Origin of the sequence: Streptomyces sp. UG1 (genome assembly GCF_049974585.1) — a bacterium.
GTDB lineage: Bacteria > Actinomycetota > Actinomycetes > Streptomycetales > Streptomycetaceae > Streptomyces.
The window spans coordinates 79,091-104,428 of sequence record NZ_JBNGGG010000029.1 but is presented as its reverse complement, the minus strand read 5'-3'; the positions used below and the strand labels follow the sequence as shown (position 1 = coordinate 104,428).

The following is a 25,338-nucleotide window of genomic DNA, read 5'->3' as shown; positions in this document are numbered from 1 at the left end:
CCGCAGTGCTGAACGATCTCGACGAACGCATCGTGCACGCCCTCGCCGAGGACGCCCGCCGCTCCTACGCGGACATCGGGCAACTCGTCGGCCTGTCCGCGCCCGCGGTGAAGCGGCGCGTGGACCGGCTGCGCGCCACCGGGGCCATCACCGGGTTCACCGTACGGGTGGACCCGTCGGCCCTCGGCTGGGAGACCGAGGGGTTCGTCGAGATCTTCTGCCGGCACAACACCTCGCCGGAGACCATCCGGCGGGGGCTGGAGCGGTATCAGGAGGTCGTGGCCGCGTCGACCGTCACCGGGGAGGCGGATGCGGTGGTGCAGGTTTTTGCGTCTGACATGCGGCATTTTGAGCGGGTGCTCGAGCGGATCGCGGGGGAGCCGTTTGTGGAACGGACCAAGTCTGTGTTGGTGCTGTCGCCTTTGTTGCGGCGGTTTTCTTCTGGGGCGCCTACGTAGTTTTTTGGCTGCGGCCGGGTGGGGGCTGGTCGCGCAGTTCCCCGCGCCCCTTAAACGGCGTTGTTGCGGACCTTTCTCAGCATGTGCCGTACGACCAGTGCATGGCCGCCCGTGCCTATGACCAGCCGTCGGTAGACGGCACCCGCCCGGCCGGGGAACCTCGCCCGGGTCTCGGCTCGCAAGCGCGTGTGCCCCGGAGTCGCCTCCTCCAGATGGAAGATCAGCGCGTACGTCGAGAACGGATGGCGGCCGACCAGGGCCAGCTCGTGGCCCGGGGCCGACACCGCCACGTGGAATCCGCGTGCGCCGTGCATCATGGCGTCCAGCTCGCGCCAGACGGCGGCCGCGTTCGTCTCGACGGTCGTCGTGTGTTCGTCGATGAACGGCAGGGTGGGGATGTCGGTGGCGTCCATGGCGGCAATCCTGCGCGTCCGCCCTCGCTGCCGCCTCCTCCGGCAGGCGGAGCCGAGTAGCCGTTCGGGGGAGGGCGTCAGTCGGCCGTCTTGCGGGCCAGGGCGTTGTTGTCGATCGAGTTGTGCACGCTGAAGCTCACCGCGTCCGAGCGGTAGCGGTCGTCCGACCACTCCACCGGGCGCCCCTCGCGGGTCGTCGTCACGCGCCGGACCCGCAGGAGGGGACTGGTCCGGCGGATGCCCAGCAGTTCGGCGTCCCGCGCCCCCGCCGCCACCGCGTCGATGACGTGCTCGCCGTAGGCGAAGACCAACCCCGTGTCGTCGTACAGGCGTTGCGTGACCGACGGGCAGTCGGGCTCTATGGCCTCGACGGCGGGGGAGATCCAGTCCGCGTAGACCGTGCGCTCCAGCAGCACCGGCTCGCCGTCCAGGCCGCGCAGCCGCAGGACGTGCAACACCAGCGTTCCGGCGCCCAGTTGGAGGCGTACGGCGTCCTCGGTGGTCGCGGGGCGGTACTCCTGTGTCACCACGTGCCCCGTCGCCTCCCGGCCCATCGCGTGCGCCCACTGGGCGAAGCTGCGCAGCTCCGCGAAGCTCTGGCTGCGGCGGCTGGCCAGCACCACGCGGCGGGCGCCCTGGCGGGAGCCGATGAGGCCCTCGGCGGTCAGGGCGGCGACGGCCTGCCGGACCGTGCCGCGTGAGACGCCGTACTGGGCCGCGAGGTCGGTCTCGGCGGGCAGCAGACTGCCGACCGTGTACTGCTCGCGGTCGATCGCCCGGCGCAGTTCGTCGGCGATCTCCTCGTGTCGCGCCGTCATGCTTCCCCTCTGAGTCGGTCGCTGTGCACAGCGTGACCAGCCTAATCGAGATCGTCCGGTGGTCCCGGTCAGCCATGAGTGTGCACAAATTCAAGGCGGAGGCTTTCGCCAGTGTTAACGGACGTGTCACCATCGGCGGGCCTACTGGGGCCAACTTGTTCAGACAAGTTCGAGACCTTTCCTGGGCAAGATCCTCCTGCACCCTCGCGCGTCCCCTGGAGCAACCGTGTCCACGTCTTTGTTGAGCACAGCCCTGCCGAGAACCGCCGCCCGCGGCGGCGCCCTCGCCGTCGTAGCCGCGCTCGCCCTGAGCGCCTGTGGCGCCGCCCCCGACAACGTGTCCACCACCGCCGACGGCAAGAGCGCCGCCACCGCCACCTCCGCCGCCGACTTCGGCGGCATGGACAAGCTGGTCGAGGCGGCGAAGAAGGAGGGCACGCTGCACGCCATCGCGCTGCCCCGCGACTGGGCCAACTACGGCGCCCTCATCGACGGTTTCCAGAAGAAGTACGGCATCAAGATCGAGGTCGAGAACCCCGACGGCTCCAGCCAGGACGAGATCAACGCCGTGACCTCGAGGAAGGGCCAGGACCGCGCCCCCGATGTCCTCGACCTCGGCAGCTCCTTCGCGATCAGTGCCGCGCAGCAGGGGCTGCTCGCGCCGTACAAGGTGCAGGCCTTCGGCGACATCCCCGAGGAGCAGAAGGACGCGCAGGGCCGCTGGTTCAACGACTACGGCGGCTACATCTCCATCGGCTGCGACGCGGGGCGCGTCAAGGAGTGCCCGAAGACCTTCGCCGATCTGCTGAAGCCGCAGTACAAGGGGCAGGTCGCCCTCAACGGCAACCCCACCAAGTCCGGCGCGGCCTTCGCCGGGGTGTACGCGGCCGCCCTCGCGAGCGGTGGCTCCTTCGACGACATCCAGCCCGGCGTCGACTTCTTCGCCAAGCTGAAGAAGAACGGCAACTTCACGCCCGTCGAGGCGACCCCGGCCACGGTCGAGAAGGGCGAGACGCCGATCACCCTCGACTGGGACTACCTCAACGCCGGGTACGCCGAGGAGTTCAAGTCCAAGGGCGTCGACTGGCAGGTGTCGGTGCCCGACGACGGCAAGTTCTCGCAGTACTACTCCCAGGCCATCAACAAGGACGCCCCGCACCCCGCGGCCGCCCGCCTGTGGCAGGAGTACCTCTACAGCCCCGAGGGCCAGAACCTGTGGCTCAAGGGCTTCGCCCGTCCGGCGCTGATGACCGCCATGGAGAAGGCCGGCACCCTCGACAAGACGGCCGCGGCCAAGCTGCCCGAGGTCTCCGGGACGCCCTCCTTCCCGACCGAGGCCCAGCAGAACAAGGCCAAGACGGTCCTCGGGCAGGGCTGGGCGAAGGCCGTCTCCGGATGACGGCCACCGCCGTACGGGTCGACACGGCGCCCGCCGCCGCGGTGAAGCGGCGGCGCCGGTCGTCCGGCTGGCTCGCCGTCGTCCCGCTGCTCGTCCTCACCGCGCTCGCCTTCGGGCTGCCCGCCCTGGCCATGCTGGACGGCGCCTTCACCGTCAAGGACCCGGCCACGGGGGCGACTTCGTACAGCGCGGACAACCTGACGGCCTCGCTCCAGGGCGCCTACCTCACGGCCCTGCTCGGCAGCGTCAAGCTGTCCGCCGTCTCCGCCGCGCTCGGGGCGCTGTGCGGGCTGCCGCTCGCCCAGGCCGTGGTGACCTCCCGCTTCCGCGCCCTGCGCCAGGCCGTGCTCACCGCGTCCGGAGTGCTCGCCAACTTCGGCGGTGTCCCGCTGGCCTTCGCCTTCGTCGCCACGCTCGGCAACGCCGGTGTGCTGACCCGGCACCTGGGCCTGACGGACAAGGGCTGGGACCTCTACAGCTTCTGGGGACTGGTCCTGGTCTACCTGTACTTCCTGATCCCGCTGATGGTGCTGACCATCACCCCCGCCCTGGAGGGGCTGCGCGTCCAGTGGCGCGAGGCCGCGCAGAACAACGGCGCCACCACCGTGCAGTACTGGCGGCACGTGGCCCTGCCCGTCCTGCTGCCCACGCTCCTCGGCGGGTTCGTGCTGCTCTTCGGCAGCGCCTTCGCCGCGTACGCCACCGCCGCCGCCATGGTGGGCAGTTCCGTCCCCCTGGTCACCCTGCAGATCGCCGACGCCCTCTCCGGCAACGTCCTGGTCGGCCAGGAGAACGTGGCGCTCGCCCTCAGCCTCGACATGGTCCTGGTCGCCGGGCTGGTCATGGCGGTGTATCTGCCCCTGCAACGACGGAGTGCGCGATGGCTCGCCTGAACCTGTGGCGGTGGGGCGTGTTCGGCCTCGCCGGGCTGTACTTCCTGGTGCCGCTGGCCGCGTCGGTCGTCTTCACCGTCGACGTGCCCGGCCAGGGGCTCACCTTCGACGCCTACACCCGGATCTTCTCCACCGAGGGCTTCGTCTCCAGCCTGCTGCTCTCGCTGGAACTGGCCGCCGCCACCATCGCCCTCGTCCTGCTGCTGATGGTGCCCGCCATGGTCGCGCTGCGGCTCGGCGCGCCCCGGCTGCGGCCGGTCGTGGAAGTGGTGTGCTCGCTGCCGCTGGTCGTGCCGCCGATCGCGTTCGTCGCGGGGATCAGGACGGTGCTGCAGTGGGGGCCCGAGCATCTGTCGCGCACGCCGCTGTTCCAGACGTTCGTCGCCATCCAGAACCCGGACTTCCCGTTCGTGCTGGTCCTGGCCTACGTCGTGATGGCGCTGCCGTTCGTGTACCGGGCCCTGGACGCCGGGCTGCGCGCCGTCGACGTCCGCACCCTCGTGGAGGCCGCCCGCAGCTGCGGCGCCGGCTGGCCGCAGGCCATCGCCCAGGCCGTCCTGCCCAACCTCAAAGGCGCGCTGCTCAACGCATCCTTCCTCACTCTCGCCCTGGTGCTCGGCGAGTTCACCGTGGCGCAGCTGCTGGGGGGCTATCAGCCGTTCGCCGTGTGGATCGTCAACGTCAGCGGCTCGCAGGCCCAGCTGTCCGTCGCCGTGTCCGTGCTCAGCCTGCTCGTGACCTGGGTGCTGCTCCTCGCGCTCGCCGGCGTCGGCGGCCGTACCCGTACTACCTCCCGGGGATGAACCATGACCGTGCTCGAAAAGACAGCTGAAGCGACGGCCACCACGCAGGCCGCCACCGTTGAATTCCGTGGCCTGCGCCGGGAGTTCGGGCCGACCGTGGCCCTGGACGGACTCGACCTGACCGTCCGGCCCGGCGAACTCCTGGCCCTGCTCGGCCCGTCCGGCTGCGGCAAGACCACCGCCCTGCGCATGCTCGCCGGCTTCGAGCACCCCGACTCCGGCCAGGTGCTGGTGGGCGGCGAGGACGTCACCGCGATCCCCGCGCACCGCCGGGACGCCGGGATGGTCTTCCAGTCGTACAGCCTCTTCCCGCATCTGAACGCACGCGACAACGTGGCCTTCGGGCTGCGCATGCGCAAGGTCCGCACCGCCGAACGGCGGGCCCGCGCCACCGAGTTGCTGGAGCTGGTCGGCCTCGCCGACAAGGGCGAGCGCTTCCCGCACCAGCTCTCCGGCGGCCAGCAGCAGCGCATCGCCCTGGCCCGCGCCCTCGCCCTGCGCCCCCGCGTCCTGCTGCTCGACGAGCCGCTGTCGGCGCTCGACGCCAAGGTGCGGCTGACGCTCCGCGAGGAGATCCGGCGGCTCCAGCGCGAGCTCGGCATCACCACCCTCTTCGTCACCCACGACCAGGAGGAGGCCCTGTCCATGGCCGACCGGGTCGCCGTCATGCGCTCCGGACGGCTCGAACAGTGCGCCGCGCCCGCCGAGTTGTACGGCCGCCCGGCCACCGCTTTCGTCGCCGAGTTCGTCGGCACGATGAGCCGGATCCCGGGCCGGCTCGTCGACGGCGGTGTGGAGGTGCTGGGCCGGCGGCTGTCCGTCGACGGCGACGCACCCTCGGTGTCCGACGTGGACGTGCTGGTGCGGCCGGAGGCCGTGGTGGTGCGTGCCGACGGCGCCTCCGACGCGCGCGTGGTCGCCACGGCCTTCCTCGGTGCCACCACCCGGCTGACCGTACGGCTCCCCGACGGCACCGAAGTGAAGGCCGACCTGCCCGCCCACGAGGGCGCCGCGCTGGGCGCCGGGGCCGCGGTGAGCGTGTCGCTGCCCGAGCGGCCGGTGCTGGTGGCCGAACGTAGCCGCTGACCCCCCCGTACGACCCACTGAACCCCCCGCGCAAGAAAGAGACGACCGTGACTCGACTCCCGCTCCAAGCCGTCCTGTTCGACATGGACGGCACGCTCGTCGACACCGAGCGACTGTGGTGGGAGGCGGTGGAGCGGGTCGCCGGCCGGGCCCTGACCGAGGCCGACGAGGCGGAGGTGCTCGGCCGGCCCGTCGAGCACACCGCCGACTGGCTGGCCGCGGCCACCGGCGCACCGGTCGCCGAGCTGGCCGACGTGCTGCACCGCGAGTTCGCCGACCGCGTCCGCGCCGGCATCGTCCCGCGCCCCGGCGCCCTCGACCTGCTCGACGCCCTCGCCCGCGACGGCGTCCCCACCGCCCTGGTCACGGCGTCGCCCCGAGCCGTCGCCGACACCGTCCTCGAAGCCCTCGGCGCCGGCCGCTTCGCGGTCTCCGTCACCGCCGACGACACCGAGCGCACCAAGCCGGACCCCGACCCGTATCTGGCCGCTTGCCGTGTCCTGGGCGTCGACCCGGCCGGGTGCGTCGCCGTCGAGGACACCGCGACCGGTGTCGCTTCCGCCGAGGCCGCCGGGTGCACGGTGCTCGCGGTGCCCTCGCTCGCGCCCATCGAGGCGGCGCCCGGACGGACCGTCGTGGCCGGCCTGGAGGGCGTGACCCCCTCGGCGCTGCGCTCCCTGCTGCCGTACCGCCTCCGCGTCATGAGCTGGAACCTCTGGTACGGCGGCACGAAGGTCCACGACCACCGGGCCAAGCAGCTCAAGGTCATCGCCGAGACCGGCGTGGACGTGGTCGGACTCCAGGAGACGTACGGCACGGCGGCGGAGGAACTCGCCGACGCCCTGGGCTGGTATCACCACCGAGCGGGGGAGAACCTCGGCGTCATCAGCCGGTACCCGATCACGGCCCGCTTCGGGGACCCGGACGTCGGGTTCTACGGGGCGGCCGGGGTGCGGGTCCGTGTACACGAGGGGGTCGAGGCGGACGTATGGACGGTCCATCTGGACTACAAGGAGTACGGGCCCTATGTGACCGACGGTGATCCGACCGCCCACGAGGACGTGCGCCTCGCCCAGATGCAGGACGCTCTCGGCCGCCTCGACGACACCATGCCGGTCGTCCTCGTCGGCGACTTCAACAGCCCCTCCCACCTGGATGGGCCGGACGTGGAGTGGCCGGTGACCAAGGCCGCAGAGGACGCGGGGCTGCGCGACTCCTACCGCGAGGCCCACCCGGACCCGACCGCCCACCCCGGCCACACCTGGTCGCCGATCCACCCCGTGCACGAGGACGGCAGCGGGCGCCCGGAGCCGCAGGACCGGATCGACTTCGTCCTGCACCGGGGCCTTCGGGTGCTCGGCTCCGAGACGTACGTCAGCGGCCACCCGCGCCCGTGGCCGGACGTCGAGCACAACGAGTGGCCGTCCGACCACGCGGCCGTGATCACCACATTCTCCCTGCGCGAATGAGCCGGACCGGCCTACCATCGGTGCCATGACCTGGCGACATTGATCCACCAGCCGTGCCTCCCGAGGGCCGCCTCGGACGCCGTACCTCCGGCGTCCGACCAGTCCCTGCGGGAAGGCCTCATGACACTCTCACCTGCACGCGTGCCCACCACCGGTGTCCGGCGGCTGACGACCACGCTGTACGGCTACTCGTTCCTCGACGACTTCGTCCTGCTCTACCCGGTGTACGCGCTGCTGTTCGCCGACACCGGCCTGTCGCTCTGGCAGATCTCGTCCCTGTTCGCCCTGTGGTCGATCACCGGTGTGGTGCTGGAGGTGCCCTCCGGCGCCTGGGCCGACACCGTCTCGCGTCGCCGGCTGCTGTGGATCGGCCCACTGCTCACCGCCGTCGGCTTCGCGCTGTGGGTCGTCGTCCCGTCGTACTGGGCCTTCGCGGCCGGCTTCGTCCTGTGGGGCGCCGGGGGAGCGCTCGGCTCCGGTGCGCTGGAGGCGCTGGTGTACGACGAACTGGACCGGCTCGGCGCCGCCGGGCGGTATGCGCGGATCATGGGCCGGGCCCGGGCCGCGCGGCTGGTGGGCACCGTGACCTCCATCGGCCTGGCGGGGCCCGTCTTCGCCCAGGGCGGCTACGCGGCCGTCGGCGTGGCGAGCTTCCTGGCCTGTGTGCTGACCGCCGCCACCGCGACCCGGTTCCCCGAGCACCGGACGCGGGCGGAGTCCTCCGACGACAACTGGGCGACGACCCTGCGGACCGGACTCGCCCAGGTCCGCGGGGAACGTTCGGTGCGCGGGGCCCTGCTGCTGATCCCGGCCGTGGCCGCGGTGTGGGGCGCGCTCGACGAGTACACCCCGCTGCTGATCCGGGACATCGGCGTCGCCGAGGCGACGGTGCCCTACCTGATCATGCTGATCTGGGCCGGCGCCACCGCCGGAAGCCTCCTGGCCGGACCGGCCGAACGCCTCGGCACGAGAGGGCTCGCGGCGCTGCTCGCGGGCGCCGCACTCGCCCTGGCCGTCGGCGCCGCGGCCCGCTCACTGGCCGGTATCGCCCTGGTGAGCCTCGCCTTCGCCGGGTTCCAGCTCGCCGAGGTGCTCGCCGACGCCCGCCTCCAGCACCGTATCGACGACTCCCGCCGGGCCACCCTCACCTCCGTGGCGAGCCTGGGCACCGAGCTGGCCACGGTCGTCACCTTCGGCGGGTACGCGCTGCTCGGCACAGGCGCGCCGCACAGCACGGTCTTCGCGGTGCTCGCGGTGCCCTACCTGGTGACGGCCCTGGCGCTGGCCAGGGCTCGGGCCGCCACGGCACGACCCTGAAGTCGCCCGCCCCCTTCCTGACCTTCTCGAAGGGGGCGCAACGCACGCCGGGGACGACGGCCCGCAACGAATCGCCGCCGGTCCAGCGACCGACGCAACAAACCGCTCACCGGCGCGCAACGGCTCCTTCTTGTCCGCCCTGGTCAGCCGCCCGTACCGTCTAGATGGCCCCGAAGCGGCCCCCCGATCCCCCTCTCGTCCGGTGAGGAACACGCATGCGCACCGCCCTGCTCCAGAGCTCCGGCCGCCCCGGCTCGACCGTCGAGAACCTCAAGGTCCTCGACGAGGCCGCGGGCCGTGCCGCCGCCGCGGGGGCCGGGCTGCTGGTGACGCCGGAGATGTTCCTCACCGGGTACGCGATCGGCGACGCCATCGCCCGCCTCGCCGAGCCCGCCGACGGCGACTGCGCGGACGCGATCGCCGAGACCGCGACGCGGCACGGCCTGGCGATCGCCTACGGCTACCCCGAGCGGGCCGGCGAGACCGTCTTCAACTCCGCCCAGTTGATCTCCGCCGACGGCACCCGGCTCGCCAACTACCGCAAGACCCACCTCTTCGGCTGCTTCGAGCGCGACCACTTCACACCGGGCGAGAAGCAGATCGTCCAGGCCGAACTCGGCGGCCTGCGCGTCGGCATCCTGATCTGCTACGACGTCGAGTTCCCGGAGAACGTCCGCGCCCACGCCCTGGCCGGCACCGACCTGCTGCTCGTCCCGACGGCGCAGATGCACCCGTTCCAGTTCGTCGCCGAGTCGATGATCCCGGTGCGGGCCTTCGAGAACCAGATGTACGTGGCGTACGTCAACCGGGCTGGCCGGGAAGGGGAGTTCGAGTTCGTCGGGCTGTCCACGCTGGCCGGCCCCGATGGAGTCGCCCGCACCCGCGCGGGCCACGGTGACGAACTGGTCCTCGCCGACGTCGACCCCGCCTTCCTCGCCGCCTCCCGCGAGGCGAACCCGTATCTGAAGGACCGCCGCCCCGGTCTCTACGGGTCCCTCGTCTGAATCCCCCAGCCTCCCCAGCAGCACTCGCAAGGAGTCCCGCACCCCATGACGTCCATGGTGCCCAACGCCGTCCAGCACGCCGACGAGCAGCAGCCGCCGATCACCATGTTCGGCCCGGACTTCCCGTACGCGTACGACGACTTCCTCGCCCACCCGGCGGGGCTCGGCCAGATACCGGCGACCGAGCACGGCACCGAGATCGCGGTCATCGGCGGCGGCCTCTCCGGCATCGTCGCCGCGTACGAGCTGATGAAGATGGGCCTCAAGCCCGTCGTGTACGAGGCCGACCGGATCGGGGGGCGGCTGCGCACCGTCGGCTTCGACGGCCCGGGCGCCGAGGGCCTGACCGCCGAGATGGGCGCGATGCGGTTCCCGCCGTCCTCCACGGCGCTGCAGCACTACATCGACCTGGTGGGGCTCGAGACCCGCCCCTTCCCCAACCCCCTCGCCGAGGCGACGCCTTCGACCGTCGTCGACCTCAAGGGCGAGTCCCACTACGCCGAGACGATCGACGACCTGCCGCAGGTCTACCGGGATGTCGCCGACGCCTGGAACAAGTGCCTCGAGGAGGGCGCCGACTTCTCCGACATGAACCGCGCGATGCGCGAGCGGGACGTGCCGCGCATCCGTGAGATCTGGTCCCAGCTCGTCGAGAAGCTCGACAACCAGACCTTCTACGGCTTCCTCTGCGACTCCGAAGCCTTCAAGTCGTTCCGGCACCGCGAGATCTTCGGCCAGGTCGGCTTCGGCACCGGCGGCTGGGACACCGACTTTCCGAACTCCATCCTGGAGATCCTGCGCGTCGTCTACACCGAGGCCGACGACCACCACCGCGGCATCGTCGGCGGCTCCCAGCAGTTGCCGCTCCGCCTCTGGGAGCGCGAGCCGGAGAAGATCGTCCACTGGGCCCACGGGACGTCGCTGGCGAAGCTGCACGAGAACGGCGCGCCGCGCCCGGCCGTCACCCGCCTGCACCGCGCCGCCGGCAACCGGATCACCGTGACCGACGCCGACGGCGACATCCGCACCTACCAGGCGGCGATCTTCACCGCCCAGTCCTGGATGCTGCTGTCGAAGATCGCCTGCGACGACTCGCTCTTCCCGATCGACCACTGGACCGCCATCGAGCGCACCCACTACATGGAGAGCTCGAAGCTGTTCGTGCCGGTGGACCGGCCGTTCTGGCTGGACAAGGACGAGGAGACGGGTCGGGATGTCATGTCGATGACGCTCACCGACCGGATGACGCGCGGGACCTATCTCCTCGACGACGGTCCGGACCAGCCCGCCGTCATCTGTCTCTCCTACACCTGGTGCGACGACAGTCTGAAGTGGCTGCCGCTGTCCGCGCACGAGCGGATGGAGGTCATGCTCAAGTCGCTCGGCGAGATCTATCCCAAGGTCGACATCCGTAAGCACATCATCGGCAACCCGGTGACCGTGTCCTGGGAGAACGAGCCCTACTTCATGGGCGCGTTCAAGGCCAACCTGCCCGGGCACTACCGCTACCAGCGGCGCCTGTTCACCCACTTCATGCAGGACCGGCTGCCCGAGGACAAGCGGGGCATCTTCCTCGCCGGCGACGACATCTCCTGGACGGCCGGCTGGGCCGAGGGCGCCGTCCAGACCGCGCTCAACGCGGTCTGGGGCGTGATGCACCACTTCGGCGGCGCGACCGACGCGACCAACCCGGGGCCGGGCGACGTCTACGACGAGATCGCGCCGGTCGAACTGCCCGAGGACTGAGCCGGGGCGGGACCGTCAGATCCCGGCGGCCCGCACCGCCTCGTACACCTCGGCGGCGATGTCCTTGAGCTCCTGGGCGTCGCGGGCCTGGCCCTGGAACTCGAAGAAGAACTCCTCGAGGCCGTCCACGACATGCGCGGCCAGGTCCTCGACGATCTGCTCGACGCTGCCCTGGAACGCGGAGCGGTCGGCGCCGTCGTACGCCTTGGGGGTGTACCGGGCGTTGACCCGGACCGCGGACCGGATCGGCTCGGTGCGTCCGCGTTCGGCCGCGAGGTCCTGCACCTGCCGCCACTGCGCGGCCAGTTGCTCGGCCCCCATGGCGATCGGCATCCAGCCGTCGAGGCGGTCGACGAGCCGGGTCATCGCCTTCTTGCTGTTGCTGGGCACCAGGATCGGGATCGGCCGGGCGGGCTTGGGCGCGACCACGGCCGAGGCGACCTTGGAGTGGCGGGTCTCGTAGGACACCGGGTCCGGGCCCCACACGGCCCGGCACACGTCGATCATCTCGTCGAGGGCCTTGCCCCGCTCCTCGAACGGCGTCACGCTCGCGGCCGCGTACTCGTCGAGGGACCACCCGGTGCCGAAGCCCGCCACGACCCGGCCGCCGCTCGCCGCGTCCAGCGTGCCCAGCGCCTTGGCCAGCTGGAACGGGTTGTGCAGCGGGGCGACCAGGACGCTGGTGCCGAGCCGGGCGCGCTCGGTCGCCGGCACCGCGAGGGTCAGGGTCACCAGGGGGTGGGGGACGCCGCGGTACATCTCGGGCCACGGCAGCCCCTCGATGCCGTACAGGCCCTGCGTCTGGGGTTCCGGGAACAGGGCCCGCTCATAGACCCACAGGCTCTCGTAACCGATCCGCTCGGCCGTGCGCGCCACGTCCGGCACATCGCGGCCGATGTCGTACTGCTGTGCTTGGGGAAGGCTGAGCCCCAGCCGAATGGGCATCCGTACGCTCCTTTGCGTCGGTCCGTCACAGATTCTGGTCGGCTCGTCACAGACGGTTCAATCGTCAACTTAGGCCGAGTACCCGCATGGGGCGGGTGTACCGCGCGGTGTGGCCGAGATCAGTCCGCCAATGGCGTGAGCAGCATGCGTCCCGCGAACCCCACCGCCGCGTCCAGCCGCTCGGTGAACTCCTCCGCGACGTCCGGCAACCTGCGCAGCGCCCACAGCGCCCGCGCCGCCGCCCAGGTGGCGTCCCGGGCCCGCTCCAGGCTCCACGAGCCCAGCAGATGGGTCAGCGGGTCGGCGATCTGGAGCAGATCGGGGCCCGGCATCAGATCTTCGCGGACGCGCTCCTCCAGCGAGACGAGGAGATCACCCACCCGATCGAACTCGTCCTCCAGCTCGCCCGGTTCGCAGCCGAGGCTACGACAGGCGTCCACCACGGCGAGCGCCAGATCGTGGCCGATGTGCGCGTTGATGCCCGCGAGCGCGAACTGCAACGGCCGTACGCCCGGATGCCGGCGCATCTGGAACAGCGGCCGCCAGCAGGCGGGCGGGCGACGCCCGTCCTCGGCCGCCACCGCCGCGAGATACCGCTCCGCGAACCGCACGTCCAGCGTGATCGCCGCCCGCGCGTCCGGGAACCGGGCGCCGTCGATGTGCCGGTCGACCTCCTCCGTGACGGTGAGGTAGACGCGGTTGAAGACGGCGACGCCGTCGCGCTCGGGCAGGGTCGCGTCGAGGGCGCGCATACGGGAGATGACGGCGTCCACGGCTGTGGTGAATTGTTCGCATTGCGCCATGGGGGCAATGTCCCAGCTTTAGGCTGGCCGCGCTGTCGGCGGGCCCGGCGCTTCCCCAGAACGGGGGAACGCGCTCGCTGTGGGGGAGGGGGAGCAGGACGGTGCCAGGCTTACGCGCCCAGCGACGGGCCGCACGCAGGGCCGAGCGCAGGAGGGCGGCCCGGCGGGGCGCCATGGTGGTGGCGGCCTCGGTCGTGGTCGCCGTCGGCGCGGTGACCGGGACGCTGTCGGCGCTCGATGACAGAAGGACCACCGACGAGGCCGGGCCGCCCCGGGTGACCCGCTCGCCGAGCCTGGAGTCCCTGCCGCTGCTGCCGTCCGCCTCCCCGTCGGCCGCACCGTCGCCCTCGCCGACGTCCGCCTCGCCGACCCCCACTCCGAGGAAGAGCACCCCCACGCCCTCGCCGACCGGCACCGAGCGGAAACAGCGGACGGCCGTCGTATCCCCCCGCCTCTACCGCCACCCCGACTCCCAGGTGCTGGACTGGGTCCGCGACAACCCCGCCGACCCGCGCCACGCCGTCATCCGGTCCCGTATCGCCGCCCAGCCGGCCGCGGTGTGGTTCGCCGACTTCACGCCGGACACCATCACCGCCCGGGTCCGCGCGGTCACCTCCGGAGGCTCGGCGCTGGGGCGGGTGCCCGTCGTCGTGCCGTACGCGATCCCGGACCGCGACTGCGGCGGCCACTCCCAGGGCGGGGCGCCCAGCCTCGACGCCTACGACGCCTGGATCGACCGGTTCGCCGCCGGGCTCGGCTCCGGCGACGTCATCGTCGTCCTGGAGCCCGACTCCATCGCCCAGTCCGAGTGCCTGACCGCCGGTGCCCGCGCCGACCGCTTCGCCTCCCTCGCCCGCGCGGGCCGCGTCCTGAAGGAGGCGAACCCCAAGGCGCGCGTGTACTACGACGCCGGGCACTCCGGCTGGAACGCGCCCGGCAAGCAGGCGGAGCTGCTGCGGCAGGCCGGCGCCGCCTCGACCGCGTCCTCCGACGGCATCTTCAGCAACGTCTCCAACTTCCACACCACGGCCGACGAGATCACCCACGACCGCCAGGTCCTCGACGCCCTCGGCGGCCCCGCCTCGCTCGGCGCCGTCGTCGACACCAGCCGCAACGGCGCCGGGGCCCCGGCCGACGGCGAGTGGTGCGACCCCGCGGGCCGCAAGCTGGGCCGGGCACCGACGACGGCGACCGGCGAGGCGCGCATCGACGCCTACCTGTGGGTGAAGCTGCCGGGGGAGTCGGACGGGTGCAAGGGGAAGCCGGGGACCTTCACGGCGTCGTACGCCTACGACCTGGCGCGGTGACCCTCACCGTGACGTCCCTGGTCCGTAAGGGTTCGTTGGTTCCACGACGGCCGTGCGCCGAGTGGGATGGAGGACATGAAACTGCGTGTCTCCCCACCGGTGTTCCGCGGCCGACTGCATGACGCCCGCACGGCGACCGTCATCGGCCGCTGGCTGGGACCGGCGTTCGTCGTCTGCTTCGCCACCGGTCTGATCAGCCACTTCATGCAACACCCGCCGGGTTGGCTCGCCAACGCCGTCCCGAGCCGCCCCGCCTGGGGATACCGGCTCACCCAGGGCCTGCACGTCGCCTCCGGCACCGCGGCGATCCCGCTGCTGCTGGCGAAGCTCTGGACGGTGTATCCGCGGTTGTTCCAGTGGCCGCCGTTCCGGTCGGTCAAGCACCTCCTGGAGCGGCTGTCGGTCGCGGTGCTGGTGGCCGGTGCCGTCTTCGAGCTGGCGACCGGGCTGCTCAACGCGGCCCAGTGGTACCCGTGGCCGTTCTCGTTCGTGCCGGTGCACTACGCGGTGGCGTGGGTGGTCGTCGGGGCGCTGGTGCTGCACATCGCGGTCAAGGCACCGGAGATCAGGGCGCACTGGACCCGCCGGTCGCCGGGGACGCTCGCCCTGCCCGCGCAGGACGGCCCCGACCGGCGCTCGCTGCTGGCCGCGGTGGGCGCGGCCGTCGGGGCCGTCACGCTCACCACCGTGGGGCAGTCGTTCACCCCGCTGAAGGACTTCCTGCTGTTCGCGCCCCGGCACCCGGACAAGGGGCCGCAGGGGCTGCCGGTCAACCGGACCGCCGCCGCGGCCGGAGTCGGCCGGATCGCCGACGAGGAGTACCGCCTGGTGGTGACCGGCCCGCGGCCGTACACCGTGACGCTGGACGAGCTGCGCGCGCTGCCGCAGCACGAGGTCGAGCTGCCGATCGCGTGCGTGGAGGGCTGGAGCAAGTCGGCGCGCTGGACCGGCGTACGGGTCGTGGACCTGCTGGAGCGCGCGGGTGCGCCGGAGCGGGCGCGGGTGCGGGTGGTGTCGCTGCAACTGCGCGGCGGTTACCGGGTCTCGGAGATGGGCCACGCACACGCCCGCGATCCGCTGACGCTGCTCGCCCTGCGGCTGAACGGCGAGGAACTCGACCCCGACCACGGCTATCCGGCACGCCTCATCGCCCCCAACCGGCCGGGTGTGCTGCAGACCAAGTGGGTCGGCCGGCTGGAGGTGCTGGCATGAAGGCGCTGCGGGTGGCGGTGGGGGTGGCCGGTGTGGCGCTCATGGGCGTCGGGGCTTCCCTGCTGATGGAAGTCCGTGACCTGTGGGGTGTGTTGGTGTGGCTCGGCGGGGCGGTCGTCCTGCACGACGCGGTGATCGCCCCGGTGGTACTGCTGGCCGGGCTGCTGCTGGTGCGGGGCGGTGTGCGCGGGCCGGTCCGCGGCGCCCTGCTGGTCGCGGGCGCGCTGACGGCGGTGGCGCTGCCGGTGCTGCTGCGGCCGGGGAGGACGGCCAACTCGTCGGTGCTGCCGCTGGACTATCCGCGCAACTGGCTGATCGCGCTGCTGGCGGTGGCCGTGGTGACGGCGCTGTGGGCGGTCGTACGGGGGCTGCTCGGACGCGGTGGCCGACGGCGGCCTGATGATGCGTGACGCATCCTCTCCGGTCAGCCCGCGAGCCGTCTTACAGGTGTCTTACGCGTCGCCGACGGGCGCGTCGGAGCCGTGGGCGCCCGCCTAGCGTGACCGGATGCGATCCTTCCGTACCCTTCGCCTGATGGCCCTGGTGACGGCCCCTCCGCTGCTGCTGGCCGTCGCGGGCGTGATACATCCCCGGCATCTGACGGCGGCCACGGCAGGCGACTGGGCGGGACTGCACATCGTCCTGCTGCCCGTCTTCCCCTTCCTCGTGCTCGGGCTGCTGGTCCCCTTGTGGGGCTGGCCGCGCCGCGACGCGGAAGGTGCTCTGACGGTGCTCGCCTGGGCCGGATCCCTCTGCTACGCCGCGTACTACTCCGGCCTGGACGCGGTGGCCGGCATCTCCGCCGGCACCGTGCTGGACCACGGTGTCCGCGGGGCTGCCGGGCGGCTGTTCGCCACCGGCGACGAGTTGGGGCGGATCGGGGTGTACGGGCTGGCCGTGGCCTCGCTGGCGACCTGCGCGGTGCTGTGGCGACGGCACGGTGTGCGGGTGCTGCCGGGCGCTGTCGTCCTGCTCGCCGCGTGCTGGTCGTTCGTCGACAGCCACATCTTCTGGCCGAGGGGCGTGTACACCATGGTCGGCTTCGCCGTGGCGTTCGCCCTGCTGACGGTGGCGGCGTCCCGTCCCGCCGAGGACGCCGAGAGGGCCGACAGCCCTCGCCGGACCCGGGCTTGACGCGTGTGCCTCGACCGGCCCGGTCCCCGCCGCGCCGGTGTTGCCTCCGCGGCCCGCTCAGAGGGCCGCCGGCAGATGCACCCCCGAAGACCTGCTCAGAGGGCCGCCGGCAGATGCACTCGAAGACCCGCTCAGAAGGCCGCCGGCAGATGTACCTCGAACCGGCAGCCGCCCGGCACGTTGCTCACGGCCGCGCGCCCCTGATGGGCCTCCACGATGCCGCGCACTATGGCCAGCCCGAGCCCCGCGCCGGCCGGCGGTGTCCGGGCGTCGGTGCCGCGCCAGCCGGTGTCGAAGACCCGGGGGAGGTCCTCCGGGGGGATACCGCCGCAGCCGTCGGTCACCGACAGCACGACCCGGTCGGCCGTACGGCGGGCCGCGACGGCGACCGTGCCGTCGGCGGGCGTGCGGCGGATCGCGTTGACCAGCAGGTTGGCCAGGACGCGGGACATCTCGCGGCCGTCCACCTCCACCGGCACGGGCTCGACCCCGTCGCCCACGAGCCGTACGCCGTGTTCCCTGGCCAGGGCGTCGACGCCGGAGATGGCGTCGCCGACGAGGTCGTAGACCGACATCCGGGCCGGGGACAGGGTGAGCACGCCGGCCTGGATGCGGGAGAGCTCGAACAGGTCGCTGACCATGGCGCTCATGCGGCCGACCTCCGTACGGATCCGGGTGTGGTAGACGCGCGGATCGGCGACCATGCCGTCCTCGAGGGCCTCGGTCATCGCCTGCAGGCCGGCCAGCGGGGTGCGCAGGTCGTGGGAGATCCAGGCGACCAGTTCGCGCCGTGAGGCCTCCAGGGTCCGCTCCCGTTCCCGGGAGGCGGCGAGCTTGGCGCTGGTCGCGGCCAACTGGCGGCTGAGCTCGGCGAGTTCGGCGGTGGGCGCGGCGGCGGGCGGGCGGAAACTGCCGTCGTCCCCGAGGGCGCGGGTGGCCTCGGCCAGCTGCCGGCTGCCCCGCACGACGCTGCGGCCCAGCAGGAGCGCCACGGCCAGCGAGACGACGGCGGCCATGAAGCACACCGTCGTCACCACCCACAGGTCGTGGTCGGACAGGAACATCGCCCACGACACGAGCAGGGTTCCGGAGAGCATCGCCGCCACGGTGACGGCGGCGACCACGGCCAGGGACACGGCGACGGACCGGTGCCGCAGCGCCCGCAGGGCCGCGACGCCCAGCAGCCCGGTGCCCGCCGCGCCGATCGCCGAGAGAAGCGCGATGAGAAGCGCGTCAGTGACCATGACCGGCCTCGACCTCCTGCGGCAGGGGAGCGTCGAAGCGGTAGCCGAGACCCCACACGGTGCTGATCAGACGCGGGTGGGCCGGGTCGTCCTCGACCTTCTCGCGCAGCCGCCGCACATGCACGGTGACGGTCGACAGGTCGCCGAACTCCCACCCCCAGACCCGCTGCATCAGCTCCTCCCGGCTCGTGGCCTGCCCGGGGTTCCGGAGGAAGAACTCCAGCAGGTCGAACTCCCGGATGGTCAGGGCCAGTTCGGCGCCCGCGCGGGTGGCGCGCCGGGCGGTGGGGTGCAGGGCGATCGGGCCGGCCCGCAGCCATGGCTCCGGCCGCTCGGCCCGGACGGCCGCGGCCGCGCCGGACCGGCGGAGCACGGACTCGACCCGCAGCACCAGTTCCCGGGGGCTGAACGGCTTGGTGACGTAGTCGTCCGCGCCGACCTCCAGGCCGAGGACGCGGTCCTCCTCGTCGCCGCGCGCGGTCAGCATGATCACCGGGAGGGGGCCGGCCGTCCGGATGCGGCGGCAGACCTCCAGTCCGTCCATGCCGGGCAGCATCAGATCCAGCACCACGAGGTCGGGTGGCAGGGCAGCGGCCTGCGCCACCGCGGTCGGGCCGTCGGCGGCCACGTCGACGGCGAATCCCGCCCGGTCCAGATAGCCGGCGACGACCTCGGAGACGGTCGGATCGTCGTCCACGACGAGTATGTGCTTCATCTGGTCGAGTCTCACGGCAGGAGAGCGCCCCGGGCGGAGGCTGCGCGCGACGTCAGTGATCCGTAAGGACCTGGAATCCCTTTTGTCTTATTTGTGTCCGTAGGGTGAGTGAGGTGATCGAGACATCCCCCACCTCCGCTGTGGACGTCGTGCCGCCGTGCCTCGATGAGACCGAGGCCCTGCCGTGGGTGCCGGAACGGATCCCGCCCAGTCGGCCTCGTACCGGCCGCTCGAAGGGCACCGGCACCTGGCCGCCGGTATGTGGGACACGGGCCGTCCTCGCCGAGCAGCCGGCCCTCGCCGCCCCCGCCGTCGCGGGAGGCGCCCGATGAACTCCCGCCCTGTGAACGCCGGTTCGGCCACCCTGCTGGTCATCGCGAAGGAGCCGGTGCCCGGCCGGGTCAAGACCCGCCTCACCCCGTCGTACACCCCGCGGGAGGCCGCCGCCCTGGCCGAGGCCGCGCTGGCCGACACCCTCCACACCGTTCTCCGGATCCCCGCCCGGCGCCGGATCCTCGTCCTCGACGGCACCCCTGGTCCTTGGCTGCCGCGCGGCTTCGAGGTCGTGCCCCAGGCGTCCGGCGGACTCGACGAGCGCATCGCCGCCGCCTTCGAACTCTGCGACGACGGCCCGGCGTTGCTGGTCGGCATGGACACCCCGCAGCTCACGCCCGACCTGCTGGCCGAGGTCGGCCGCGACGGGTACGACGCCTGGTTCGGGCCGGCCGCCGACGGCGGATTCTGGGCCCTGGGCCTGTCGGACCCGTCCCGGGCCGGGGCCCTCGTGCGGGGCGTCCCGATGTCCACCGACCGCACCGGGGCCCTGCAACGCCGCAGGCTCGCGGAGTCCGGACTGACGGTGCGTGACCTGCCGCCGCTGCGCGACGTGGACACCGCCGCCGACGCCGCCTCGGTGGCCGCCGGCTGCCCGCCCGGATCCCGCTTCGCCGCCGCCATGGCCCGGCTCGCGGAGCCCGTCCGATGAGCGGCACGGGACACGGGACGCAGGCCGCCGTCGCCGGGCGGACCAAGCCGCTGGAACGAACCGGGCCGGAGGAGAACCTCGTGCACACCACGCTGTCCTCCCCACTCCAGCGACCTGTGCGGCGCACCGATCGGCGCACACCCGTCGACGCGGGGAAGCCCTGGACGGACGACCCCTACAACCGGGCCCTGCGCACCGGCCGCGGCCCGCTGTACCTGCGCTGCATGGCACCGCGCACCGACGGGGCGGCCGAACTGCTGCCGCTGGACGTAGAGCGCTTCTGCGCCCCGGCCGACGCCGCCGACACCGGCGTGCTGCACCGCTGCACCGGACCCGTCCTGGACGTCGGCTGCGGTCCGGGACGCCTGGTGGCCGCCCTGGCGGACCGGGGCATGACGGCGCTCGGGGTGGACGTCAGCCCGGCCGCCGTCGCCCTGACCCGCCGCCGGGGCGGAGCCGCGCTGCGGCGGTCCGTCTTCGACCGGCTGCCCAGGGAAGGCCGCTGGGACACGGTCCTGCTGATGGACGGCAACATCGGTATCGGGGGCGACCCGAGGGCGCTGCTCGCCCGCCTGCGCGACCTGCTGCGCCCCGGCGGGTGCCTGCTGGCCGAGGCCGCCGAGCAGGACGTGGACGAACGCCTCACCTTCCGCGTCGAGGACGCCCACGGCCGCCACGGACGTCCCTTTCCCTGGGCCCGCGTCGGCGCCACCGCCCTGCTGCGCGCCGCCGACGCCACCGGATGGGTCCTCACCGGCCGGTGGTCGACCGACGACCGCCCCTTCCTCGAACTGCGCCGCCCGCACGCGGAGTCCGACGCCGTGCGTCCCCCGCGACATGGCGGGGCCGCACGGCCCGCCCGCCACGGAGGGACCGTACGACCCACGCCCCACCGAGGGCCGGACCGTCCATGACCGACGTCACCACCCCGCACCGGCAGCAGCACCCCGGGCCCTCCGCCGCGGCCCCGCCCCCGCGTCCCTCCGCACGCACTGCGCGCCTCCGCATCGCCGTGATCGCGGTCCTTCTCGCCGCCCTGGCCGCCGTTGTCGTCGACACCCTCCACGCCGGCGACAACCGCAGCGCACCCGGTCGCCTGCTGGCCGGATACGCCGTCGCCTGGGCGCTGTTCGCCGCCGCCGTGTGGGCCGTACGCAAGGTCCCGGCCCGCGCCGCGACGGTCCTCGTCCTCGCCGGCTCGGCCGCGATCGCCCTGGCCGGGCTCACCGCGCAGCCGCGCACCAGCGACGACATGTACCGCTACGTGTGGGACGGCCGCGTCCAGGCCGCCGGGATCTCCCCCTACGCCCACCCGCCCGCCGCACCCGAACTCGCCCACCTGCGCGACCCCTGGCTGTTCCCCACACAGGAAGCCTGCGAGGGATGGGGGCTCTCCCAGACCGGCAGCGGCCTGTGCGTCCGCATGAACCGGCCCACCGCCCCCACCATCTACCCCCCGGTCTCCGAGGGCTGGTTCCTCGCCGTGCACACGCTGTCCCCGCCGGACAGCCGCCACAAGCCGCTCCAGATCGGCGGCGCCGTCCTCGCCTTCGGCACGACCCTCGCCCTGCTCCGCGTCCTGCGCCGGCGCGGCGACCCGCGGCGCGCCCCGGCCCGGACCGCGCTGTGGGCCTGGTGCCCGGCGGTCACCCTGGAAGCGGTCAACAACGCCCACATCGACACCCTCGGCGTGCTGTTCGTCGTGCTGGCGCTCGGCACCGCCACCGCGGGGACCCGTCGCGGCGCGCTGCTCGGCGCGGCGATCGCCGTCAAACTCCTGCCCGTCCTCGCCCTGCCCGGCGCACTGTCCGGACAGCGCGGCCCGGCCCGCGTCCTGCGCGTCGTCGCGGCCGCCGTCGCCGCCGTGGCCCTCGCCTACCTGCCCTACGTCGTGGCCTCCGGCGCGGGCGTCCTCGGCTACCTGCCCGGCTACCTCCACGAGGAGGGCTACGAACCCGGCCACGTACGCCGCTTCGCCCTGCTGCGGCTGCTGCTGCCGGACGCGGCCGCCGGAGTGACCGCAGCGGCGCTGCTTGCGCTGACCGGCCTGTACGTGTGGTGGCGCGGGGACCCGGCCCGGCCCTGGCGCGGCGCCCTGCTGGTCACCGGCGTCGCCCTGCTCCTCTTCTCGCCGAGCTATCCCTGGTACTCCCTGCTCGTGATCGCCCTCGTGGCCCTGGACGGCCGCTGGGAATGGCTGACCGTCACCCTCGCCGGCACCGTCGTCTACCTCCTCGGCGGCGGCTTCCCCCTCCAGGCCTCCGCCTACGGCACGGCGGCCCTCGTGATCGCGGTGGGCGCCTGGCTGCGCTGCGGTGGGGCACGCCGAATACGGGGGCGCCGCTGGACCGTCTGCCCCGCGGTGAGGGCGTTCGCCGGGGGCCGGACGGCGCGGGCCGATCAGAGGTGCTGAGCGTGACCGGTCAGGGCCGCGGGTCCGGAACCGCCGCGTCCGGCCGCCTGACCTTCGGGCGGTCGCGGTCGCCCGCGCGCAGGACGCCGGCGAACACGGCGAGTCCGGACGCCAGCAAGGTGACCAGGCAGAACGACACCATCAGGCTGGTCGCCTGGGCGATCCCGCCGATCGCGCTCGGGGCGATCAGGCCCGAGGTGTACGTGATCGTCGCGACGCCCGCGATGGCCAGCGAGGGGTTGGGGCCGCTGCGGCCCGCCGCCGCGAAGCACAGCGGCACGACCACGGCGATGCCCAGACCCAGCAGCGCGAACCCGGTCATCGCCAGGGCCGGCTGATCCGACGCGATGATGAGCAGTCCGCCGAGCGTGGCGAGGAAGCCGCTGAACCGGACCGTGCGCACCGCGCCGTAGCGGTCCACCACCTTGTCGCCGACGAGCCGGGCGATCGCCATGGTGAGCGTGAAGCCGGTCGTGCAGGCCGCCGCGAGACCGGCCGAGGTGCCGAGCTGGTCCCGGAGATACACCGCCGACCAGTCCAGGCTCGCGCCCTCCGCGAAGACCGCGCAGAAGCCGACCGCGCCGATGAGCAGCGCCGACTTGGGCGGCAGCGCGAACCGGGGCGGCGGCTCCTCGTCCTCGGCGGGCTGGAGGTCGAGCACCCACTGGCAGGCCGCCACCCCGAGGAGGGTGAGCGCCGCCGCCGCGAGCGCGTGGTGCAGCCGGGCGTCCGAGCCCAGGTGCGCCGCGAGCGTGCCGGCCGCCGAGCCGGTCAGGGCGCCCACGCTCCACATGCCGTGCAGACCCGACATGATCGACCGGTCGAGGCGGTTCTCGACCTCGACGCCGAGCGCGTTCATCGCCACGTCCGCCATGCCCGCCGTGGCGCCGTAGACGAACAGGGCCAGGCACAGGGTCAGCATGTTGGGGGCGAGGGACGGCAGGATCAGGGCCAGCGTCCACAGGGCGATCAGTCCGCGCAGGGCGTTCCGGGCGCCGAAGCGGTGGCTGATGCTGCCGGCCAGCGGCATCGCCACGGACGCGCCGAGCGCGGGGAAGGCGAGCGCGAGCCCCAACTGCCCGGCGCTGACCCCGGCATGGTCCTGGATCCACGGCACGCGCGTCGCGAACGAGCCGGTGACGGCACCGTGCACGGCGAAGACGGCGCCCACCGCGAACCGGGCGCGCCTGACTTCGCGCAGGTCGTAGACCATCCCACTCATTGTGCGGCCCCTTAGGTCCTCTAGGTCGTCGCTCGGTGCTCAGGTCGGGCGTAAACTATCAGGGACCCTGCCTGATAGATAGAGAATTTCCGGGCCGACGGCTGCTGCCCAACTCCCGGCCGCGTGCTGCGCGGTCCCGCGATCTGGAAGGATCCCGGCATGCCCGCATCCCCGAGCACCGCCCGGGCCATCAACGACCGTCTCGCCCTGCGACTGCTCCAGCAGGAGGGCCCGTTGACGGCGGGTCAGCTCAAGCAGCTCACCGGACTGTCCCGGCCGACCGTCGCCGACCTCGTCGAGCGCCTCACCGCCGCCGGCCTGATAGCGGTCGTGGGCGAGGCCGGCGAGCAGCGGCGCGGGCCGAACGCGAGGCTGTACGGCATCGTCGCCGACCGCGCCCATCTGGCGGCGCTGGACGTCCGTACCGAAGGTGTCTCCGTGGTCGTGTCCGACCTGGTCGGGGCCGTGCTCGCCGAGGCGTCGGTGCCGATCGGCGGCGACACCGGGACGGGGCCCGCCGTGGAGCAGGCGGTGACGCTGGTGGAGCGGGTCGTGAAGGAGGCCGGGGCGGACCGGCTGCACACGGTGGGCATAGGCGCCCCGGGCCTGATCGACCCGGCGAGCGGCGAGCTGCGTGACTCGACCGGCCTGCCGGAGTGGCACCGCCGCCTGGTCGCGACGCTCCAGGAACGGCTCCCCGCGGCTCGGGTCACCGTCGAGAACGAGACCAACCTCGCCGCCCTCGCCGAACAGCGCGACGGAGTCGCCCGCGACCGGGACACCTTCGTCCTGCTGTGGCTGGGCCACGGCACCGGCGCGGCCGTGGTCCTCGACGGCGCCCTGCGCCGCGGCGCCTCCGGCGGCACCGGCGAGATCGGCTTCCTGCCGGTGCCGGGGACGGCGGGACTCCCGTCGGCGGTGGACTGCGAGGGCGGGTTCCACTCGCTGGCGGGGTCGGCGGGGATCGTGGAACTGGCGTGCGCGCACGGGTTCACCGTCGAGGGCAGGCCCGCGCGCGAGCCGGTTGCCGCGGAGGTCGTGGGGGAGGCGGTGGCGCTGGTCGCGCAGATGAGTGGGGGTGCGTCGGGACGTGGTGGCGCGTCGGAGCATGGTGGTGGGCGGGGACGCGGCGGTGCGTCGGAACACGGCAGTGCGCGGGGACACGGTGGTGCGTCGGAACATGGTGGTGCACGGGAACAGGGTGGTGTGCCGGAACAAGGCGGTGCGCGGGGGCAGGGCGGTGTGTCGGAACAGGGTGGTGTGCGGGAGCAGGGCGGTGTGTCGGACCAGCGTGGTGTGCTGGAACAAGGCGGCGTGCGGGAACAGGGCGGTGTGTCCGACCAGGATGGTGTGCCGGAACAAGGCGGTGCACGGGAACAGGGCGGCGCGCCGAAACACGGCGGCGCGCCGAAACACGGCGAATCGACGGCCGCATCCGTACCCCCCTCCCGCCACACCTCCGACGCGATGACACCGGGCGACGTGTCGCACGCCCCACCACCCACGGTCGCCGCCACCCCCCGCGACGCAGTCTCCGCCGCCCGCTTCCTTGACGCCCTCGCCGACCGCCTCGCCATCGGCGTCGCCTCCGTCGTCGCCATCCTCGACCCCGGGTGTGTGGTCCTCGGCGGGGAGGTCGGACAGGCCGGCGGGGAGGCGCTGGCGGCACGGGTGGAGGACCGGATCCGCCGGATGACCCCGCTCGCTACCGTCGTACGACCCAGCGCCCTGGGCGGCGCCGCCGTCCTGCGCGGCGCGCTGCTCACGGCGCGCGACGCCGCACAGGAGGACCTGTTCGCACCACCGGCCCGCTGACCACCGAAGCCTTGGGCCGGGCCGCGAATCGCCAACACCGGTCAGGGGCTCCACCTGCCCGGGTCTGCGTCCCGGGCGGGGCCGGAGTCGGGCTGCGTACCTCGACCGGAAGTCTCGCCCGCCCCCGGTCCGTGCGG

The 25,338-nt window shown here is 73.0% G+C and carries 25 protein-coding genes; 18 read left to right on the top strand and 7 right to left on the bottom strand.

Annotation, left to right across the window (positions count from 1 at the left end; translation table 11 throughout):
- The first annotated feature begins 5 nt into the window (after positions 1-5).
- Positions 6-458 carry an Lrp/AsnC family transcriptional regulator gene (locus ACP4J3_RS29975; RefSeq protein WP_426539176.1) on the top strand — a complete coding sequence of 151 codons (453 nt, stop codon included), beginning with the start codon at positions 6-8 and terminating at the stop codon, positions 456-458.
- A gap of 50 nt (positions 459-508) precedes the next feature.
- Here the strand turns inward: ACP4J3_RS29975 and ACP4J3_RS29970 are convergent, their stop codons facing one another.
- Both ACP4J3_RS29970 and ACP4J3_RS29965 read right to left on the bottom strand, forming a co-directional pair.
- Positions 509-871, bottom strand: coding sequence for a hypothetical protein (locus tag ACP4J3_RS29970; protein ID WP_426539175.1), 363 nt, complete (start codon positions 869-871; stop codon positions 509-511).
- 77 nt (positions 872-948) lie between these two features.
- Complete coding sequence (locus ACP4J3_RS29965; protein ID WP_426539174.1) at positions 949-1,689, bottom strand: GntR family transcriptional regulator; 741 nt, start codon at positions 1,687-1,689, stop codon at positions 949-951.
- 241 nt (positions 1,690-1,930) lie between these two features.
- Here ACP4J3_RS29965 and ACP4J3_RS29960 point away from each other — a divergent pair, with 241 nt between their 5' ends.
- The 8 genes from ACP4J3_RS29960 to ACP4J3_RS29925 all read left to right on the top strand — a co-directional run bounded on the left by ACP4J3_RS29960 (position 1,931) and on the right by ACP4J3_RS29925 (position 11,406).
- Positions 1,931-3,088: an ABC transporter substrate-binding protein gene (locus ACP4J3_RS29960; protein ID WP_426539217.1), complete on the top strand. Its 1,158-nt coding sequence runs from the start codon at positions 1,931-1,933 to the stop codon at positions 3,086-3,088.
- On the top strand, positions 3,085-3,981 hold the full coding sequence (locus tag ACP4J3_RS29955) for an ABC transporter permease (protein WP_426539173.1): 897 nt from the start codon (positions 3,085-3,087) through the stop codon (positions 3,979-3,981). The genes ACP4J3_RS29960 and ACP4J3_RS29955 overlap by 4 nt, the downstream gene beginning before the upstream one ends.
- Positions 3,969-4,784, top strand: coding sequence for an ABC transporter permease (locus ACP4J3_RS29950; RefSeq protein WP_426539172.1), 816 nt, complete (start codon positions 3,969-3,971; stop codon positions 4,782-4,784). Before ACP4J3_RS29955 ends, ACP4J3_RS29950 begins: the two co-directional genes overlap by 13 nt.
- A 3-nt stretch (positions 4,785-4,787) precedes the next feature.
- Entirely contained in the window at positions 4,788-5,870 is a 1,083-nt protein-coding gene (locus ACP4J3_RS29945; protein WP_426539171.1) for an ABC transporter ATP-binding protein, read from the top strand.
- Between the two features lie 47 nt (positions 5,871-5,917).
- The gene (locus tag ACP4J3_RS29940; protein ID WP_426539170.1) at positions 5,918-7,339 is read left to right on the top strand and encodes an HAD-IA family hydrolase; all 1,422 of its coding nucleotides are present in this window, start codon (positions 5,918-5,920) and stop codon (positions 7,337-7,339) included.
- Positions 7,340-7,459: 120 nt separating this feature from the next.
- A complete protein-coding gene (locus tag ACP4J3_RS29935) occupies positions 7,460-8,656 on the top strand; it encodes an MFS transporter (protein WP_426539169.1) in 1,197 nt (398 codons plus the stop codon).
- 215 nt (positions 8,657-8,871) lie between these two features.
- A complete protein-coding gene (locus ACP4J3_RS29930; protein WP_426539168.1) occupies positions 8,872-9,660 on the top strand; it encodes a carbon-nitrogen hydrolase family protein in 789 nt (262 codons plus the stop codon).
- A gap of 45 nt (positions 9,661-9,705) precedes the next feature.
- Complete coding sequence (locus ACP4J3_RS29925; protein WP_426539167.1) at positions 9,706-11,406, top strand: flavin monoamine oxidase family protein; 1,701 nt, start codon at positions 9,706-9,708, stop codon at positions 11,404-11,406.
- Between the two features lie 15 nt (positions 11,407-11,421).
- Here ACP4J3_RS29925 and ACP4J3_RS29920 read toward each other — a convergent pair whose 3' ends face one another.
- Together ACP4J3_RS29920 and ACP4J3_RS29915 are read right to left on the bottom strand one after the other, a co-directional pair.
- On the bottom strand, positions 11,422-12,351 hold the full coding sequence (locus tag ACP4J3_RS29920; RefSeq protein ID WP_426539166.1) for an LLM class F420-dependent oxidoreductase: 930 nt from the start codon (positions 12,349-12,351) through the stop codon (positions 11,422-11,424).
- A gap of 119 nt (positions 12,352-12,470) precedes the next feature.
- The gene (locus tag ACP4J3_RS29915) at positions 12,471-13,154 is read right to left on the bottom strand and encodes a DUF5995 family protein (protein WP_426539165.1); all 684 of its coding nucleotides are present in this window, start codon (positions 13,152-13,154) and stop codon (positions 12,471-12,473) included.
- Between the two features lie 173 nt (positions 13,155-13,327).
- On the opposite strand from ACP4J3_RS29915, the gene ACP4J3_RS29910 reads away from it, so the two are divergent.
- The 4 genes from ACP4J3_RS29910 to ACP4J3_RS29895 all read left to right on the top strand — a co-directional run bounded on the left by ACP4J3_RS29910 (position 13,328) and on the right by ACP4J3_RS29895 (position 16,807).
- Positions 13,328-14,461, top strand: a complete 1,134-nt coding sequence (locus ACP4J3_RS29910; RefSeq protein ID WP_426539216.1) for a glycoside hydrolase family 6 protein — start codon at positions 13,328-13,330, stop codon at positions 14,459-14,461.
- A 66-nt stretch (positions 14,462-14,527) separates the two neighbouring features.
- The gene (locus ACP4J3_RS29905; protein WP_426539164.1) at positions 14,528-15,673 is read left to right on the top strand and encodes a molybdopterin-dependent oxidoreductase; all 1,146 of its coding nucleotides are present in this window, start codon (positions 14,528-14,530) and stop codon (positions 15,671-15,673) included.
- Complete coding sequence (locus ACP4J3_RS29900; protein WP_426539163.1) at positions 15,670-16,083, top strand: hypothetical protein; 414 nt, start codon at positions 15,670-15,672, stop codon at positions 16,081-16,083. The genes ACP4J3_RS29905 and ACP4J3_RS29900 overlap by 4 nt, the downstream gene beginning before the upstream one ends.
- A gap of 124 nt (positions 16,084-16,207) precedes the next feature.
- Positions 16,208-16,807: a hypothetical protein gene (locus ACP4J3_RS29895; RefSeq protein WP_426539162.1), complete on the top strand. Its 600-nt coding sequence runs from the start codon at positions 16,208-16,210 to the stop codon at positions 16,805-16,807.
- A 131-nt stretch (positions 16,808-16,938) separates the two neighbouring features.
- Here the strand turns inward: ACP4J3_RS29895 and ACP4J3_RS29890 are convergent, their stop codons facing one another.
- On the bottom strand, positions 16,939-18,051 hold the full coding sequence (locus ACP4J3_RS29890) for a sensor histidine kinase (protein ID WP_426539161.1): 1,113 nt from the start codon (positions 18,049-18,051) through the stop codon (positions 16,939-16,941).
- A complete protein-coding gene (locus ACP4J3_RS29885; RefSeq protein ID WP_426539160.1) occupies positions 18,041-18,766 on the bottom strand; it encodes a response regulator transcription factor in 726 nt (241 codons plus the stop codon). Before ACP4J3_RS29885 ends, ACP4J3_RS29890 begins: the two co-directional genes overlap by 11 nt.
- Positions 18,767-18,879: 113 nt before the next feature.
- Here ACP4J3_RS29885 and ACP4J3_RS29880 point away from each other — a divergent pair, with 113 nt between their 5' ends.
- From ACP4J3_RS29880 to ACP4J3_RS29865, 4 genes are read left to right on the top strand one after another with little or no spacing between them, the layout of a single operon-like run.
- Positions 18,880-19,098 (top strand): hypothetical protein, encoded by a 219-nt coding sequence (locus ACP4J3_RS29880; protein ID WP_426539159.1) that lies wholly within the window; start codon positions 18,880-18,882, stop codon positions 19,096-19,098.
- Positions 19,095-19,751: a TIGR04282 family arsenosugar biosynthesis glycosyltransferase gene (locus tag ACP4J3_RS29875; protein ID WP_426539158.1), complete on the top strand. Its 657-nt coding sequence runs from the start codon at positions 19,095-19,097 to the stop codon at positions 19,749-19,751. The genes ACP4J3_RS29880 and ACP4J3_RS29875 overlap by 4 nt, the downstream gene beginning before the upstream one ends.
- The gene (locus ACP4J3_RS29870; protein WP_426539157.1) at positions 19,748-20,665 is read left to right on the top strand and encodes a class I SAM-dependent methyltransferase; all 918 of its coding nucleotides are present in this window, start codon (positions 19,748-19,750) and stop codon (positions 20,663-20,665) included. The genes ACP4J3_RS29875 and ACP4J3_RS29870 overlap by 4 nt, the downstream gene beginning before the upstream one ends.
- On the top strand, positions 20,662-22,164 hold the full coding sequence (locus ACP4J3_RS29865) for a glycosyltransferase 87 family protein (RefSeq protein WP_426539156.1): 1,503 nt from the start codon (positions 20,662-20,664) through the stop codon (positions 22,162-22,164). The genes ACP4J3_RS29870 and ACP4J3_RS29865 overlap by 4 nt, the downstream gene beginning before the upstream one ends.
- A gap of 10 nt (positions 22,165-22,174) precedes the next feature.
- Here ACP4J3_RS29865 and ACP4J3_RS29860 read toward each other — a convergent pair whose 3' ends face one another.
- Entirely contained in the window at positions 22,175-23,386 is a 1,212-nt protein-coding gene (locus ACP4J3_RS29860; RefSeq protein ID WP_426539155.1) for an MFS transporter, read from the bottom strand.
- 159 nt (positions 23,387-23,545) lie between these two features.
- Between ACP4J3_RS29860 and ACP4J3_RS29855 the strand changes: the two genes are divergently transcribed.
- Positions 23,546-25,201, top strand: coding sequence for an ROK family protein (locus tag ACP4J3_RS29855; protein ID WP_426539154.1), 1,656 nt, complete (start codon positions 23,546-23,548; stop codon positions 25,199-25,201).
- Positions 25,202-25,338: the final 137 nt, after the last annotated feature.

Coding starts and splice junctions, on each gene's coding strand:
- ACP4J3_RS29925 (WP_426539167.1), top strand. CDS start 9,706: ATGACGTCCATGGTGCCCAACGCCGTCCAGCACGCCGACGAGCAGCAG.
- ACP4J3_RS29870 (WP_426539157.1), top strand. CDS start 19,748: ATGAGCGGCACGGGACACGGGACGCAGGCCGCCGTCGCCGGGCGGACC.
- ACP4J3_RS29900 (WP_426539163.1), top strand. CDS start 15,670: ATGAAGGCGCTGCGGGTGGCGGTGGGGGTGGCCGGTGTGGCGCTCATG.
- ACP4J3_RS29875 (WP_426539158.1), top strand. CDS start 19,095: ATGAACTCCCGCCCTGTGAACGCCGGTTCGGCCACCCTGCTGGTCATC.
- ACP4J3_RS29955 (WP_426539173.1), top strand. CDS start 3,085: ATGACGGCCACCGCCGTACGGGTCGACACGGCGCCCGCCGCCGCGGTG.
- ACP4J3_RS29865 (WP_426539156.1), top strand. CDS start 20,662: ATGACCGACGTCACCACCCCGCACCGGCAGCAGCACCCCGGGCCCTCC.
- ACP4J3_RS29915 (WP_426539165.1), bottom strand. CDS start 13,154: ATGGCGCAATGCGAACAATTCACCACAGCCGTGGACGCCGTCATCTCC.
- ACP4J3_RS29935 (WP_426539169.1), top strand. CDS start 7,460: ATGACACTCTCACCTGCACGCGTGCCCACCACCGGTGTCCGGCGGCTG.
- ACP4J3_RS29885 (WP_426539160.1), bottom strand. CDS start 18,766: ATGAAGCACATACTCGTCGTGGACGACGATCCGACCGTCTCCGAGGTC.
- ACP4J3_RS29860 (WP_426539155.1), bottom strand. CDS start 23,386: ATGAGTGGGATGGTCTACGACCTGCGCGAAGTCAGGCGCGCCCGGTTC.
- ACP4J3_RS29970 (WP_426539175.1), bottom strand. CDS start 871: ATGGACGCCACCGACATCCCCACCCTGCCGTTCATCGACGAACACACG.
- ACP4J3_RS29945 (WP_426539171.1), top strand. CDS start 4,788: ATGACCGTGCTCGAAAAGACAGCTGAAGCGACGGCCACCACGCAGGCC.
- ACP4J3_RS29905 (WP_426539164.1), top strand. CDS start 14,528: ATGGAGGACATGAAACTGCGTGTCTCCCCACCGGTGTTCCGCGGCCGA.
- ACP4J3_RS29930 (WP_426539168.1), top strand. CDS start 8,872: ATGCGCACCGCCCTGCTCCAGAGCTCCGGCCGCCCCGGCTCGACCGTC.
- ACP4J3_RS29855 (WP_426539154.1), top strand. CDS start 23,546: ATGCCCGCATCCCCGAGCACCGCCCGGGCCATCAACGACCGTCTCGCC.
- ACP4J3_RS29965 (WP_426539174.1), bottom strand. CDS start 1,689: ATGACGGCGCGACACGAGGAGATCGCCGACGAACTGCGCCGGGCGATC.
- ACP4J3_RS29910 (WP_426539216.1), top strand. CDS start 13,328: ATGGTGGTGGCGGCCTCGGTCGTGGTCGCCGTCGGCGCGGTGACCGGG.
- ACP4J3_RS29950 (WP_426539172.1), top strand. CDS start 3,969: ATGGCTCGCCTGAACCTGTGGCGGTGGGGCGTGTTCGGCCTCGCCGGG.
- ACP4J3_RS29920 (WP_426539166.1), bottom strand. CDS start 12,351: ATGCCCATTCGGCTGGGGCTCAGCCTTCCCCAAGCACAGCAGTACGAC.
- ACP4J3_RS29890 (WP_426539161.1), bottom strand. CDS start 18,051: ATGGTCACTGACGCGCTTCTCATCGCGCTTCTCTCGGCGATCGGCGCG.
- ACP4J3_RS29895 (WP_426539162.1), top strand. CDS start 16,208: ATGGCCCTGGTGACGGCCCCTCCGCTGCTGCTGGCCGTCGCGGGCGTG.